Origin of the sequence: Nonomuraea sp. B12E4 (genome assembly GCF_039871825.1) — a bacterium.
Taxonomy (GTDB): Bacteria; Actinomycetota; Actinomycetes; order Streptosporangiales; family Streptosporangiaceae; genus Nonomuraea.
In genome coordinates this window covers 22,319-36,331 of the sequence record NZ_JBDPME010000026.1, presented here as the reverse complement: position 1 = coordinate 36,331, position 14,013 = coordinate 22,319, and the positions used below count along the sequence as shown (strand labels likewise).

Annotated in this window: 13 protein-coding genes; 10 read left to right on the top strand and 3 right to left on the bottom strand. The window is 70.7% G+C overall.

The genetic code is table 11. The features are described from left to right. Nucleotides 1-58: 58 nt before the first annotated feature. Nucleotides 59-559, bottom strand: a complete 501-nt coding sequence (locus ABGB18_RS38645; RefSeq protein WP_347700637.1) for a pyridoxamine 5'-phosphate oxidase family protein — start codon at nt 557-559, stop codon at nt 59-61. A gap of 359 nt (nt 560-918) precedes the next feature. Here ABGB18_RS38645 and ABGB18_RS38640 point away from each other — a divergent pair, with 359 nt between their 5' ends. Further along, nucleotides 919-1,656 carry a phosphotransferase gene (locus tag ABGB18_RS38640; RefSeq protein WP_347700636.1) on the top strand — a complete coding sequence of 246 codons (738 nt, stop codon included), beginning with the start codon at nt 919-921 and terminating at the stop codon, nt 1,654-1,656. A 353-nt stretch (nt 1,657-2,009) separates the two neighbouring features. Here ABGB18_RS38640 and ABGB18_RS38635 read toward each other — a convergent pair whose 3' ends face one another. After that, entirely contained in the window at nt 2,010-2,954 is a 945-nt protein-coding gene (locus ABGB18_RS38635) for an acyltransferase domain-containing protein (protein ID WP_347700635.1), read from the bottom strand. Between the two features lie 302 nt (nt 2,955-3,256). On the opposite strand from ABGB18_RS38635, the gene ABGB18_RS38630 reads away from it, so the two are divergent. Next, nucleotides 3,257-4,615 carry a hypothetical protein gene (locus ABGB18_RS38630; RefSeq protein ID WP_347700634.1) on the top strand — a complete coding sequence of 453 codons (1,359 nt, stop codon included), beginning with the start codon at nt 3,257-3,259 and terminating at the stop codon, nt 4,613-4,615. A gap of 592 nt (nt 4,616-5,207) precedes the next feature. Continuing rightward, a complete protein-coding gene (locus tag ABGB18_RS38625; protein ID WP_347700633.1) occupies nt 5,208-5,807 on the top strand; it encodes a TVP38/TMEM64 family protein in 600 nt (199 codons plus the stop codon). Between the two features lie 174 nt (nt 5,808-5,981). Here ABGB18_RS38625 and ABGB18_RS38620 read toward each other — a convergent pair whose 3' ends face one another. Then, nucleotides 5,982-6,212 (bottom strand): hypothetical protein, encoded by a 231-nt coding sequence (locus tag ABGB18_RS38620; RefSeq protein WP_347700632.1) that lies wholly within the window; start codon nt 6,210-6,212, stop codon nt 5,982-5,984. Between the two features lie 174 nt (nt 6,213-6,386). Here ABGB18_RS38620 and ABGB18_RS38615 point away from each other — a divergent pair, with 174 nt between their 5' ends. The 7 genes from ABGB18_RS38615 to ABGB18_RS38585 all read left to right on the top strand — a co-directional run bounded on the left by ABGB18_RS38615 (nt 6,387) and on the right by ABGB18_RS38585 (nt 13,893). Then, complete coding sequence (locus ABGB18_RS38615) at nt 6,387-6,509, top strand: hypothetical protein (protein ID WP_347700631.1); 123 nt, start codon at nt 6,387-6,389, stop codon at nt 6,507-6,509. A gap of 225 nt (nt 6,510-6,734) precedes the next feature. Next, nucleotides 6,735-8,201, top strand: a complete 1,467-nt coding sequence (locus ABGB18_RS38610) for a cellulase family glycosylhydrolase (protein ID WP_347700630.1) — start codon at nt 6,735-6,737, stop codon at nt 8,199-8,201. A gap of 302 nt (nt 8,202-8,503) precedes the next feature. Further along, entirely contained in the window at nt 8,504-9,850 is a 1,347-nt protein-coding gene (locus tag ABGB18_RS38605) for an extracellular solute-binding protein (protein ID WP_347700629.1), read from the top strand. Further along, entirely contained in the window at nt 9,850-10,791 is a 942-nt protein-coding gene (locus tag ABGB18_RS38600) for a sugar ABC transporter permease (protein ID WP_347700628.1), read from the top strand. The genes ABGB18_RS38605 and ABGB18_RS38600 overlap by 1 nt, the downstream gene beginning before the upstream one ends. Then, complete coding sequence (locus ABGB18_RS38595) at nt 10,788-11,669, top strand: carbohydrate ABC transporter permease (protein WP_347700627.1); 882 nt, start codon at nt 10,788-10,790, stop codon at nt 11,667-11,669. The genes ABGB18_RS38600 and ABGB18_RS38595 overlap by 4 nt, the downstream gene beginning before the upstream one ends. Then, nucleotides 11,666-12,928 (top strand): 6-phospho-beta-glucosidase, encoded by a 1,263-nt coding sequence (locus ABGB18_RS38590; RefSeq protein ID WP_347700626.1) that lies wholly within the window; start codon nt 11,666-11,668, stop codon nt 12,926-12,928. Before ABGB18_RS38595 ends, ABGB18_RS38590 begins: the two co-directional genes overlap by 4 nt. Continuing rightward, nucleotides 12,925-13,893 (top strand): BadF/BadG/BcrA/BcrD ATPase family protein, encoded by a 969-nt coding sequence (locus tag ABGB18_RS38585; RefSeq protein ID WP_347700625.1) that lies wholly within the window; start codon nt 12,925-12,927, stop codon nt 13,891-13,893. Before ABGB18_RS38590 ends, ABGB18_RS38585 begins: the two co-directional genes overlap by 4 nt. Nucleotides 13,894-14,013: the final 120 nt, after the last annotated feature.

Below are 14,013 nucleotides of genomic sequence, written 5' to 3'. Positions count from 1 at the left end.
CGGCATTTCCGGCGGACGTTGAGGCGCGGGCGATCCATCCCGGGCGATCTCGCGCCGCTCAGCCGCGCTGACGCTCCTCCCGCTGCCGGATCAGCTCCTCGACCGCGCTCGGCAGAGTCGTCTCGAAGTCGATCAGCTTCGCCCAGGTCGGGGTCACGACGATCCGGACCATGCCGTCGTGGTAGAGCGAACGCACCTCCGCCTCCCACTCGATCCGCTGCTCGGGCGTCATCTCGTAGGTGCTGGTCTCCTGAAGGTACTCGTCCGGGATGCCATCGACGAAGTCCAGCTCGGCCCGACCCCGGATGAGCAAGATCTTGGGCGGATGCACCTCGGTGTCGATCGTCAGGGCGACCATCGGGTTCTCGCTCAAGCCCGGAAGCTTCGGGGCGTTCTTCGACGTGCACATGACGATCTCCGAGCCGTTCCAGGCGAACGCGATCGGGACATTGCGGGGTGTGCCGTCCTGGGCGACGTAGGCCAGGCGGGTCACGTCACGAGCCAGCAGTTCCTGGCTGATCGGCCGGTTCAGAACTTCGGTGATCTCGTACGGTTGCACGGTTGTTCCTTCCGTTGTGCTCTCGGCCTATCCAGCGGATCGTTGTGGTTGGGACGGGAGCGTCATGGTGGTTCTCCTACTTCGTCGCCCGGCCCGTCGTGGCCACTGGTGTCCCTGGGACGGAGCCGGTACCACGTTCTCGACACTGGGAAGCGGCTGATTTCCGGGAATCTGCTCCCGGCCGTCACCGGCCTGCGGCGTCCACCCCGCCGAACGAAACCCGCCCGCCCGCACGCAAGCCGATTCCGCTGTCGGACGCGCTCCGGCCCTGCCGGGCGGGACGATCAGAAGAGGCCGTGAGCAGTCGCAGGCGATAAACCCGTGGCGACGTCGGTGATCATCCCGCGATAATGGCCGGCGTGGAGGAAGTCGAGGTCGTCGTCGCCCATCAGGAGCGCGCGACCCTGCGCGTCGGCGACGTGTTCCTGAAGATCGACACCGATCAGACGCGTACCGACGTCGAGGTCGAGGCGATGGCCATGGCGCCGATCCCGACTCCGGAGGTCCTGTGGCGCAGGCCGCCCGTGCTCGCGCTCGCCGCAGTCCCGGGGACGGCACTCGGCCGCCTCGGCGAGCCGTCGACCGCGTCGTCGGCGGCGTGGGCCGCGGCGGGCGCCGCCGTACGGTTGCTGCACGACGCGCCGCTGCCGCCATGGCCCGGCCGGAGCCTCGACGAGATCGCATCGCAGCTCGACGACGAATGCGAATGGCTCGTCACGAGCGGCGTCCTTCCCACCGACCTGGTCACACGCAACCGCCGGGTCGCCGAGGCCGCGCTCCGGCCGTGGAAACCGGCGTTCACGCACGGGGACCTGCAGATCACCCACGTGTTCGTCGACGGTGACGAGATCACCGGCGTGATCGACTGGTCCGAGGCGGGCCAGGGCGATGCCCTGTACGACCTCGCCAGCTTGACGCTCGGACACGAGGAGCACCTGGACGACGTCGTCGCCGGCTACGGCACCGACGTCGACCTCGACGTGATCCGCGCGTGGTGGTCGTTGCGAAGCCTGCTGGCGATCCGCTGGCTGGTCGAGCACGGCTTCGATCCGTCCGCGCCAGGCTGCGAGGTCGACGTGCTGAGATCCCGGATGTGAGGCCGCACGAGCCCGACGGCCACGAGTGCCGCGCGCTGACTTCGACGGGCACCGTGTCGACGCGTTCATCGACACCTTCCCCGAGATGGTGGAGGCCATAGCCCGCAGGGAGGGTGCGGGGCGCTCGGGGTGAGGAGCGGTTGCGCGGACCGCATGACCCCGTCGATACCCGGCCATCGGCCCCCAGCGTCCCGGCGTGGCCGGTCAGATCGACGCCGCGGTCGCGAGGGTTCACCCGGCCGGACGGCCGCGCCTGGCGGAGCTCACGTCGCGAGCGGGATCACGATCGCCCCCGGCTCCCCGGCGATCGGGAAGCAGCGCCGCCTCGTATTGCCACCATCCGGCCAAGTCGGCTAGATCGGGAAGTGGCCGCGGCGCCAGTGCCAGTGGCGGCCGGCCTCCAGGTGGTCGACGACCGCGCGCTGGAGCACGGTGCGGCGCGGCAGTTGGTCGAGCGGCGTGGTCAGGGTGCGGAACACGAACCGCAGCACCTCGACGTCGGCGTCCAGCCCTTCCGGCTCCTCGTACGGCTCCAGCTCGAACCTCCGCTGGAACCGGACGATGTTGGAGTCCTCGGGCAGGTATTCCAGCAGTTGCGGGTCGAGCAGCCACGAGCCGCAGGAGAACGTCGTGTAGCGCTCGTCGGGGAAGTGGCGCGGGAAGAACGCGCGGGCCTCGTCGAGCGACGCCGCGACCGCCTCCGGGGCGATCGGCCCGGACTCGGGGATGTGCAGGTCGATGGCGGTTCCGCCGCGGTGGTGCTGCAGCCGGCCGAGCTCGTAGAGGCCGCCGCGCGCGTGCAGCGTCAGCCAGCTCTGCATGACCGGCCAGCCCTCGCGGTGCATCCGCCGGTCGATCGCGAGGTTGCGGCCCAGGTCCGCGAGGGTCACCCATGACACGGCGGCGGCGATGTCGTGCTCGCGGTGGTACTTCGTGACGACGTCGACCAGGGCCAGGTACGCGTACACGTAGAGATGCCGCCAGGCGGGGCCCCGTTCGCGCGGCAACTCCGGACCGGGCGGCAGCCAGCCATGGCCCCCGAGGTCGGCGCGGACCAGGGCGATCGAGCGGTCGAGCAGCCAGCGCAACTCCGGAGTCCACAGGGGAGAGCCGGGGTCGGGCCAGCCCGCCATGATCTCGGCGGCGTCGTCCGGCCGCACCGCGAGCCGGTCGAGGATCGCGGGCGCCTCGGCCCTGGCGGGCAGCGGAGCAGATGGCCGGTCGCCGGCAAGCCGCTGTACGCGGGTGACGTCCTCGGCGGATACCCCGAGCCGGGCGGCGGTGTCGTCCAGGTCCACGCGAATGATCCTACGGCCGCGCCGCCGACCTGGCGGGCGCCTTCCCCTTCGCCATCGACTACCGGATCCGCCGCACGCACGGACCAGGATGGGTGGAAGAGCCCTGCACCGACCCGGCCTTCCAGCGTTCCAGCCCAGTCCGGACGGTGTGCGTGTTTCCAGGCGGTTTATCGGCTCCACACTCCGGTTCGCCGGCGGCAAAGGAGTGCAGGTCGTCCAGACGCGGTCAGCATCGTCCGATCCGGGCGCAAGCATGATGAAACGTCATAGCCGTAGGCCATGATCGGGCAATGGCTTATGAATTGATCATTCGCGGCGGCGCCGACAGTTCGCCCTCCGCGGCTGCGCACCTGGCGGCCCTGCTCGACGAGACCGGTCTCAAGGCGCGGTCTGACGCGTCCGGGTGTCGCGTGGAGGTCGAACTATCCGATGCCGGCGATCGGGGGCTGCTGACTGTGCACGCCGTGGCATCCCGTTTCGGCTGGGAAGTCTGGGATCCGCAACTGCGATGGCGGCGGCGAGACGCCGGCCGCCTGCCCGCCGACCTCGACTTCGACATGCCATCGGGGCCATCCCGCCGTGCCGCCCGTTGGGTGGCGAACAGTGGCCTGAGCGGGGCCGTCCGGTCGTTGTCCGTCGCCGCCGACGGGACCTGCGCCATCGCCTGCGAGGCCCCCCGCGGCGCCCCCGACGCCGACTGCGAGGTGCAGGTGCGCTCGGGTGCGGACCTGAACACCGTCGTCGCCCGTCATCGGTCGTTGCGCGCGCCCATTGCCTTCTCCCATGATGGACGGCGCCTGGCGGCGGCCGAGACCGCATTGCCGCACCTGGACCGCACGTCGATATCCCCGGGCCTGCGCATCATCACCCTCGGGCAAGACGGCGACGGCGTCCACTGGCCGCTCAACGACCTGTTCGGCTGGCTTGCCGCCGATGACGGCCGACCGGCGGCCCTGGCCGCGCTCACCCGGCATCCCAACGGACGCCCGCCCCTCACCCGTCCGGCCACCGCCGCCGCCCCGGCTCTTCTGTCGCTGGAGCAGGACGCGGACGCACGCGTCGTGGTCGCCGACATCGCCGCCGAACAGGTCACGGCACTGGCTCGAAACCGGGAACTGCGCGAGACCATCTTCCGGTTCGCCACCCTGGCGGTGACCGGGGACGGGCGCCGGGTCATCGTCGCCTCCCATGCCCGTGCGCTCGGGTTTTCGACGGCCACGGGTGACGTCATCTGGAGCCAGCCGTCACCCGGGGACGACCACGAATTCGATCAGGAGTGGCGAGCGGCCGCCGCCAGCCGATGTGGGCGGCTGGTCGCGCTGGCAGGGAGCGACGCGCAGGCGGAGGTCAACCTGGTCGTCCTCGACACCGAAACCGGTCATGTCCGCCTCGCCCTCAACAATCGCGGGTTCGGCTCGGCGAAGCCGCCCCGGGCCGTCTGCTTTCACCCGTCCGGATGGCTCGCGGTGGGCTTCGGAGATGGCAGTGTGGCGCATGTGAGCGCGACCGGCTCCGCCGTCCGCTACCGGGCGATGCCTCGCATGGTTTCGGCGCTGGCCTTCACCGCCGACGGCGCGACCCTCCTGGCCGGCGGCTCCGACACCAGGGGCCTGCGGGCGATCGAACTGACGCCCGAGGAACGGTACCCGACCCAAGTCTGAACCCCGCGCCACGACCGGTCTCGACGGCCCGGATCCAAGGGAGGTGTCGGTGACCGCCGTGCCGCAGGCCGACGACCTCCACGGTTTCCTCGGGCCCACACGCAGCGAGAGCAGATCCGCTCGCCACCACGCGGTCGACCAGCCCGCCGGACTCGCCCAGGTCGGTACGGATCCGACCGGCCTGCTCGCAGACGAGCGCCAGCCCGTCCTGCCATGGTTCGGATGCCGCCGCAGAGCCCACCACGTCTCCTTTTGCGCAGGACACCGCCGCCGACGTGTCATCCTCGCTCATGCGCCGGGCGCGAGGAGGTGATTTCCTGGTCTTCTACTGGTGCGCTTGCCGGTTCCACGGTCGCGGGTCCTCGATGCGAGGGATGAACGCACGCTGTGAGGCCGGCCGCCTCCGCCAAGAGGCCCGGCCGCGTTCTCTGGCAGGATGGCGAGCGCGAGCCGGGCGACCGTCCTTCGGCGCGGAGGCTTCTGTTCCGGTTGTCGGCAACTTCGCGGAAGGTGGAGGGTGGCAGCCTGCATGCGACGGCTCCGGTTTCGTGATCCGAGGCTGGTCGGCGCCCTGGTGCTTCTGACGGCGATCGTGATCATCGCGCTGTTCGTCCCGAATCCGGACATCGCACAGATCCGCGACTGGGCACGGGCGCTCGGCCCGTGGTTCCCGCTCGTGTTCTTCGTTGCGCACGCACTGGTAACCGTCGCCCTCCCGCGGACCCCGTTCGCCCTCAGCGCCGGATTCCTGTTCGGGCCGGTCATGGGCGTCGCCATCGCGATTTCCGCCACCACGGTGAGCGCAGCGCTGGCCTTTCTGCTCGTACGTGCGATCGGCCGCGACGCCGTCACACCGAGGCTGACCCACCCGGCAGTCGCGGAGATCAACCGGCGCCTCGCCCGTCGTGGTTGGCTCGCCGTCGGATCGCTGCGACTGATCGGGCCGGTTCCCTTCCCGCTGGTCAACTTCTGCGCCGGCGTATCGTCCATCCGGTTCCTGCCCTTCCTGATCGCCACGGCCATCGGCGTGGTCCCCGGCACGATCGCCGTCGTCATCCTCGGCGACGCGCTCACCGGACGCATCGACCCCGCGATGGTCGTCGTCACCGTGATCGGTGCTGTGATCGGTTCGGCCGGCCTCCTGATCGACGCTCGTCTGGGCGCCAAGGACGATCGACCGGATCGAACGTAGGTGCCGGAGCCCATCTCACCGGGCCGAGCGGGTTCACGTACGGAGGTGGGAACGGATCCTGCTCAGCGCGGCTTGAAGGCTTTGGGTGCCGGGCCGTTTCATGGGCCGACAAGCATGCCGAAAGTGCGGCTCCAACCTGACGGAGCGGCAGCGTTCGTCCCGCCAGAGCGCCCCTCAGCGGTGGGGCAACTGCGGGTACACCACGAGGAAGAAGACGACGAGAGCCACGACGGCGATGATGAGCTGCGTCCCGAGGCTCAGGCCGTCCTCCTCGTCGCTGTTACGGCGGGCACGCCACTCTTCGCGATCGCGTCGGCGCGACGACTCGTCGGTGGAGCGCCGGACCATTTCACGCTGTTGATCTATCCGCCGCGAGCTCTCCCGCTGGTAGTCATCGAAAGGCATCTGCTCACTCCTTCTGAGTTGCACCGCCGAGAGCCAGATTGACACAGAACGTCACCACCCGGTGGCGATGGGGCTGAAAGTCACCGAGGTGTAGCCCCCCGATGTGACAAATCCATCCCTTCGATGCGAAGCGACCGTCCACATCGCTGCCATCAGCAACCGACCAGGGCCGAGGTGAAGAAGCTGGCGCGGTGGGTGGGCGACACCCGGGCGTACCTGGCGGCGCGCCGCGCCCGGTTGCTGGCCGAGCGCGCCCAACTGCTGACCAGGCGCGAGGAGCTGCTGCGCCCCGCATAGCCACTCGTCGAGGGCCGCTTCGACGGGAATGTCCCCGGCCGCCGACGAGGGCATCACGAAGATCCGCGGCATCGACAGACCTCCCTTCGGTGAAACGTCTCGCGCGTCGGCCAGGGCTTGCCGCGGTTTTGGGCCTTGTGTCAGATGCCGGGTCAACCTACGCTCCCATCTGAGTTAGGAAACCTTCCTAACCATTGCGGCACCGCCCGAAGATGGGAGTCGTCAGTGAAGCGAAGCGCAGGTACGAGGATCCTCGCGGCCGTGGCCGCGTTGACGCTGTCCTTACTCGTGCCGTTCCTGGTGCCGCAGGGAGCGGTCGCGGCCGGCCCCGGCGCGGGGGCGGCCGACCCGCTCGTGTCGGGCGGCAAGGCGGTGACGGCCTCCTCGACCGAGGCGGCCGGCCTGGAGGCGGCCAAGGCGGTCGACGGCAGCGCCACCACCCGGTGGGCCAGCGCGGAGGGCGTGGACCCGCAGTGGATCCGGGTGGACCTCGGCTCCGCGCACACCATCTCCCGGGTCCGCCTGACCTGGGAGGCCGCCTACGCCGGCGCGTACCGGGTGCAGACCTCGCCCGACGGGTCGGCCTGGACCGACGTCCACTCCACCTCGGCCGGCGACGGCGGCACCGACGACCTCACGGTGAGCGGCACCGGCCGGTACGTGCGGGTGTACGGCACGCGGCGCGGCACGCCGTACGGCTACTCGCTGTGGGAGCTGGAGGTCTTCGGAGTGCCCACGGGCGGGGGAGGCGGCGGCACGCCCGTCGAGGCCAACGGCCGGCTGCGGGTGTGCGGCATCAAGCTCTGCAACGAGAACGGCAAGCAGATCCAGCTCCGCGGCATGAGCAGCCACGGGATCCAGTGGTACGACCAGTGCCTGAACACCGCCTCGCTCGACGCGCTGGCCGGCGACTGGAAGGCCGACGTCCTGCGCATCTCCATGTACATCCAGGAGGGCGGCTACGAGACCAACCCCCGGCTGTTCACCGACCGCGTGCACTCCCTGATCGAGATGGCCACCGCCCGCGGCATGTACGCGATCGTGGACTGGCACATGCTCACCCCCGGCGACCCGAACGTCAACCTCACCCGGGCCAGGACGTTCTTCACCGAGATCGCCCAGCGGCACAACGGCAAGGAGAACGTGCTCTACGAGATCGCCAACGAGCCGAACGGCGACTCCGTCACCTGGCCGGTCATCCGTGGCTACGCCAACCAGCTCGTCCCGGTGATCCGGCAGTACGACGCGGACGCGCCGATCCTGGTCGGCACCCCCGCGTGGTCGTCGCTCGGCGTCTCCGGCCCCGGCGACCAGACCGACACCATCCGCGCCAACCCGGTCGGCGGCACGAACATCATGTACACCTTCCACTTCTACGCCGCCTCGCACGGCACCCAGTACCTCGACACGCTGTCCCGGGCGGCCGATCTGCTGCCGATCTTCGTCACCGAGTTCGGCACCCAGACCGCCTCCGGCGACGGGGCGAACAACTTCTCCAGGTCGCAGCAGTACCTCGACCTGCTCGCGCAGAAGAAGATCAGCTGGGTGAACTGGAACTTCTCCGACGACTTCCGGACGGGGGCCGTCTTCACCACGGGGACCTGCCCGAACGGCCCGTTCGCCGGGACCGGCAGGCTCAAGGAGGCCGGTGTCTGGGTCCGCGACCGGATCCGCACCGCCGACGACTTCTGATCCGCCCAGGCGGGGGCGCGCCCCGGGACGGAGACGGGCCCCCGCCGTCGGTCGGTCCCGGGGCGGAGATGTGCCCCCGCCGTCGGGCGGCCCCGGGACGGAGACATGCCCTCGCCGTGGTCAGGGGCCCTGCCCGACGCGGCCGGGCGCGCGCCGGCGGTCTCCCCGGTCACGAGTTGATGTCGTCTCTTGACCGGTTCGAGGTGAGCTTTTATGGTCCCTAAAAAGTTAGGAATACTTACTAACTTCTACGTGCACGGTGACCGCACACCCCCATCTCGCCTGGTCATAGGAGAAACCTCGTGCGCTTCGTCCCCCTCGTGGCGGCAGGGTCGCTGGCCCTGTCGCTGACCGCCTGTACCGCGGGCACGGAGGCGCCCCCGCTCGGCGCCCGGCCCACCACGACCGGCACCGGACCGGTGGCCGCCGCCCTGCCCGCCGCCACGCTGGAGCTGTGGCACGGCTTCTCCACGGACGCCGAGACCAACGCATTCGAGCAGGCGATCGCGGGCTTCACCAAGAAATACCCGCAGATCAAGGTGACCGCGAAGAAGGCCGTCCAGGACGACCAGATCACCGCGGCCATCCGCGGTGGCAAGGCCCCCGACGTGGCCGCGTCGTTCACCACCGACAACGTCGCCCAGTGGTGCAGGTCGGGCGCCTTCCAGGACCTCACCCAGGTCATCGAGCAGGACGGCATCGACCTGAGCGTGCTGCCCGAGGCGTCGCGCAGCTACACCGAGTTCGAGGGCAAGCGGTGCACCATGCCGCTGCTGGCCGACGCCTACGGCCTCTACTACAACAAGGCCCTGATGAAGGGCAACGAGCCCCCCAAGACGCTGAGCGAGCTGACCGAGCTGACCAAGAAGCTCACCGTCCGCGACCCGGACGGCACCATCAAGGTCGCCGGCTTCATCCCCAGCTTCCAGTACTACGAGAACTCCCCCTCCCACCTCGGCCCGATGGTCGGCGCCAAGTGGTACAACCCGGACGGCACCTCGGCGATCGGCTCCGACCCGGCCTGGAAGCAGTTGCTGACCTGGCAGAAGGAACTCGTCGACTGGTACGGCTACGACAACCTGGAGAAGTTCCGCAAGGGCCTGGGCGACGAGTGGGGCTCCGAGCACCCCTTCTTCGAGGGCAAGGTCGCGATGGCCGTGGACGGCGAGTGGCGCAACGCCATGATCGCCGCCGATCCGGAGGCGAAGTCGATGGACTACGGCACCGCGCCGCTGCCCGTCGCCGGCGACAAGCCCGACCTGCACGGCAGCGGCTTCACCGCCGGCACGGTGATCGGGGTGCCCAAGGGTGCCCAGCACCCGCAGCACGCCTGGGAACTGATCAAGCACCTCACCACCGACACCGACTCACTGGTGACGCTGTCGAACGCGCTGCGCAACGTGCCCACCACCAAGGCCGCCATGGAGTCCCCGAAGCTGGCCAAGGACGACAACTTCGCCACCTTCCTCGACATCTTCGCCCACCCGAAGACCTCGACCCTGCCGGCCAGCGTCAACAGCGTCTTCAACCAGGACGCCTTCTCCACCTTCCTCATCCAGTGGGAGAAGGGGGCGGTCAAGGACCTCGGCGCGGGGCTGGCCGGCGTGGACAAGCGGATCAACGACAAGCTGAAGCTCTCCGGAGGCTGATGATGGCCTCCACCCACGCCGTGCCGCCCCGCTGGCGGCGCGGCGAGGGCGCCCGCGCCCTCCTCTGGCTCGCCCCGTGGATCGTCGGGGTGCTGGTCTTCTTCGGCTACCCGCTGCTGGCGACGGTCTACTTCTCCTTCCACCGCTACGACCTGTTCACCCTGGAGTTCGTCGGGCTGGACAACTGGCGGTACGCCTTCGCCGACGAGCGGGTGTACCAGTCGGCCGTGAACACCCTGTGGCTGGTGGCGTTCATGGTCCCGGCGCAGCTGCTCTTCGCGCTCGGCGTGGCCCAACTGCTCACCAAGATCAAGTCGGGCGCCGGCGCGCTGCGGACGATCTTCTACCTGCCCTCGCTGGTGCCGGCCGTGGCGGGCACGGTCGCCTTCGTCTACCTGCTCAACCCTGCGACGGGACCGGTCAACCAGCTCCTCGCCCTCGTCGGGATCACCGGCCCCGACTGGTTCGGCAGCGCGGCCTGGGCCAAGCCCAGCCTCACCCTGCTCGCCGTCTGGGGCGTGGGCAACACCATGATGATCTTCCTGGCCGCGCTGCTGGACGTGCCCAGGCACCTGTACGAGGCGGCCGCGATCGACGGGGCGGGCGCCTGGCGGCAGTTCCGCAGCGTCACGCTGCCGACGATCTCGCCGGTGCTCATGTTCTCCGCGATCACCGGAGTGATCTACGCCGTGCAGTACTTCGCCCAGGCCATGATCGCCTCCCGGGTGGCCTCCGGCGCGACCGACTCGGCGGGAAGCACCTTCACGCCCGGCTACCCGGACGGCTCGCTGCTCACCCTGCCCCAGCACCTGTTCCACACCGGGTTCCGCGACTGGTCGATGGGGCTCGCCTGCGTGCACGCGCTGCTGCTGTTCGCCGTGTCCATGGTCTTCACGCTGGTCCTGCTGCGCCAGTTCAGCCGGGCGGAGGGGGATTCGTGACCGCCACCGTCACCGCGGGCTCCCGCCCCGCCCGGACCGTGCCCGCCGTACGGCGGCGCCGGCGCGGCCTGATGTGGATCGCCCAGCACGCGATCGCCGTCGCGCTGGCGATCATGTTCCTCGGCCCGGTCGTCTTCGTGGCGCTGACCGCCCTGATGACCGACGAGCAGGCGCTGACCAGCCACCTGTGGCCGCGGACCTGGAACTGGGCCAACTTCGAGGTCGTCTTCGCCCGGTCGGACCTGCTCACCTGGACGTTCAACACCTTCGTGTACGCCTCGCTGGCGACACTGTTCATGCTGGTGTCGTCGGTCCCGGCGGCCTACGCCCTGGCGCGCTTCCGGTTCCGCGGCAGGAAGCTCGCCTTCCTGGTGGTGATCAGCACCATGATGCTGCCGCCGCAGGTCGTCGCGGTGCCGATCTACCTGATCTGGGCCCGGCTCGACCTCACCGACTCGCTGTGGCCGCTGATCATCCCGATGCTCTTCGGCGACGCGTTCTCGATCTTCCTGCTGCGCCAGTTCCTGATCACCATCCCGCGCGACTACACCGACGCGGCGCGCGTGGACGGCTGCTCCGACGTGCGCATCCTGTTCACCGTCATCCTCCCGATGGCCCGGCCGGCGATCGCGGCGGTCGCGCTGTTCTCCTTCTTCTACTGCTGGAACGACTACTACGGCCCGCTGCTCTACGCCGGGGTCGACCAGGAGGGCTGGACGCTGTCGCTCGGGCTGGCCACCTTCAAGGCCCTGCACAGCGTGCAGTGGAACCTCACCATGGCGGCCACCCTGCTGGTGACCGCGCCGGTGATCATCGTGTTCTTCTTCGCCCAGCGGGTCTTCATCGAGGGCGTGACTCTGACGGGAGTGAAGGGTTGAAACTCGCCGTGATCGGGGGCGGCTCGACGTACACGCCCGAGCTGGTCGACGGGTTCGCGCGGCTGCGGGACGAGCTGGCGCTGACCGAGATCGCCCTGGTGGACCCGGCCGCCGAGCGGACGGCCCTGGTCGCGGGCATGGCGCGCCGGATGCTCGCCCGCGCCGGGCACCCCGCGGTCGTCACCGCGACGCCCGACCTGGGCGAGGGCGTGGCGGGCGCGGACGCCGTCCTGCTGCAGTTACGCGTGGGCGGCCAGGCCGCCCGCGAGGTGGACGAGACGCTGCCCCTGCGCTGCGGCTGCGTGGGCCAGGAGACCACGGGCACCGGCGGCCTGGCCAAGGCGCTGCGTACCGTCCCGGTGGTCCTGGAGATCGCCGACACGGTACGGCGGCTCGCGCCTGACGCCTGGATCGTCGACTTCACCAACCCGGTGGGCATCGTGACCAGGGCGCTGCTCGACGCGGGGCACCGGGCGATCGGCCTGTGCAACGTGGCGATCGGGTTCCAGCGCCGGTTCGCCGCGTACCTCGGTGTCGAGCCGGAGCGGGTGTCCCTCGGTCACGTCGGGCTCAACCACCTGACCTGGGAGCGTTCGGTCCATCTGGACGGCGTGGACGTGCTGCCGCGGCTGATCGCCGAGCACGGCAAGGAGATCGCCGGCGGCCTCGGACTGCCGCCCGAGCTGGTCGAGCGGCTGGGCGCGGTGCCGTCCTACTACCTGCGCTACTTCTACGCCCACGACCTCGTCGTGGCCGAGCAGCGGGTCTCGCCGTCCCGCGCGGCCGAGGTCGCGGCGATGGAGACCGAGCTGCTCGCGCTCTACGCCGACCCGGCGGTGGACACCAAGCCCGAGCTGCTCGCCAGGCGCGGCGGCGCGTTCTACTCCGAGGCGGCGGTGGCACTGATCGCCTCGCTGGCCGGTGACCGTGGCGACGTCCAGATCGTCAACACGCGCAACGACGGCACCCTGCCCTTCCTGTCCGGCGACGCGGTCATCGAGGTCCCCGCGCGGGTCACCGCGGCCGGGGCGGTGCCGCTGCCGGTCGAGCCCGTCGAGCCGCTCTACGCCGGGTTGATCGCGCACGTGTCGGCCTACGAAGAGCTGGCGCTCCAGGCGGCCGTGCACGGCGGGGCGGACCGGGTCCGCGACGCCCTGCTCGCGCATCCCCTGGTCGGCCAGGATCACGTCGCGGGGGAGCTCACCGGCCTGCTCGTCGAGGCCAACCGCCCGCACCTGCCCTGGGCGGCCGCCGAGTGAGGACCGTACTCGCGGTGGACGGGGGCAACAGCAAGACCCGCCTCGCGCTGGTGGCCGAGGACGGCGCGGTGATCGCCACCGGCACCGCCGGGCCGTTCGTCCCGCACAGCGTCGGGGTGAGCGCGGCGGCGGACGTGGTGGAGCGGGCGGCGGGTGCGCTGCTCGGCGGCGCGGCGCCGCCGTACGCCGACGTGCTGGCCGCCTACCTGGCCGGGGCCGACTTCCCGGAAGAGGAGGCGGCGCTACGTGCGGAGTTCGCCGCCCGCGGCTGCGCCAAGGAGGTGTCCGTGGCCAACGACACCTTCGCCGTGCTGCGCGCGGGCGCCTCCCGGCCGTGGGGCGTCGCCGTGGTGTGCGGCGCGGGGATGAACGCGGCCGGCGTCTCGCCCACCGGGGAGACCGCGCGTTTCCCCGCGCTCGGCAGGATGAGCGGTGACTGGGGCGGGGGAGAGGAACTCGCCGACGAGGTCCTCTGGCACGCCGCGCGGGCCGAGGACGGACGCGGCCCGGCGACCGCGCTGGCCGGGCTGGTGGTGTCGCACTTCGGCGTCCCCGGCGTCGCGGAGCTGATCCTCGCCCTGCACGCCGGCGAGGTGGACCGGGCCCGGCTGCACGAGCTGGTGCCGGGGCTGTTCGCGGCCGCCGCCGAGGGGGACGCCGCGGCGACCGACCTGGTCGAACGGCAGGCGGCGGAGGTCGCCGTGATGGCCGAGGTCTGCCTGCGCCGCCTGGACCTGCTGGACACCTCGGTCGAGGTCGTCCTCGGCGGCGGAGTGCTCACCGCCGGGCATCCCACGATGCTCGGCCTGATCGAGGCCGCACTCGCCGCGGTCGCGCCGCGCGCCGACCTGGTCGTCGCCGGTCTGCCTCCCGTGGCGGGCGCCGCCCTGGCGGGTCTGGACCTGCTCGGCGCGGCGGAGGACGCGCGAGCCCGAGTACGTGACCACTTCAGGAGGAGCAGATGAAGGGGTTGATCCCAGCCGCCCTGACGCTGGCCCTGCTGACCACCGGGAACGCGGCCCTGGCCGACTCGGCCGCGCCCGGCCTCACAGCGACCTTGACGTCGCGGTGAACGCTGTCGCGGA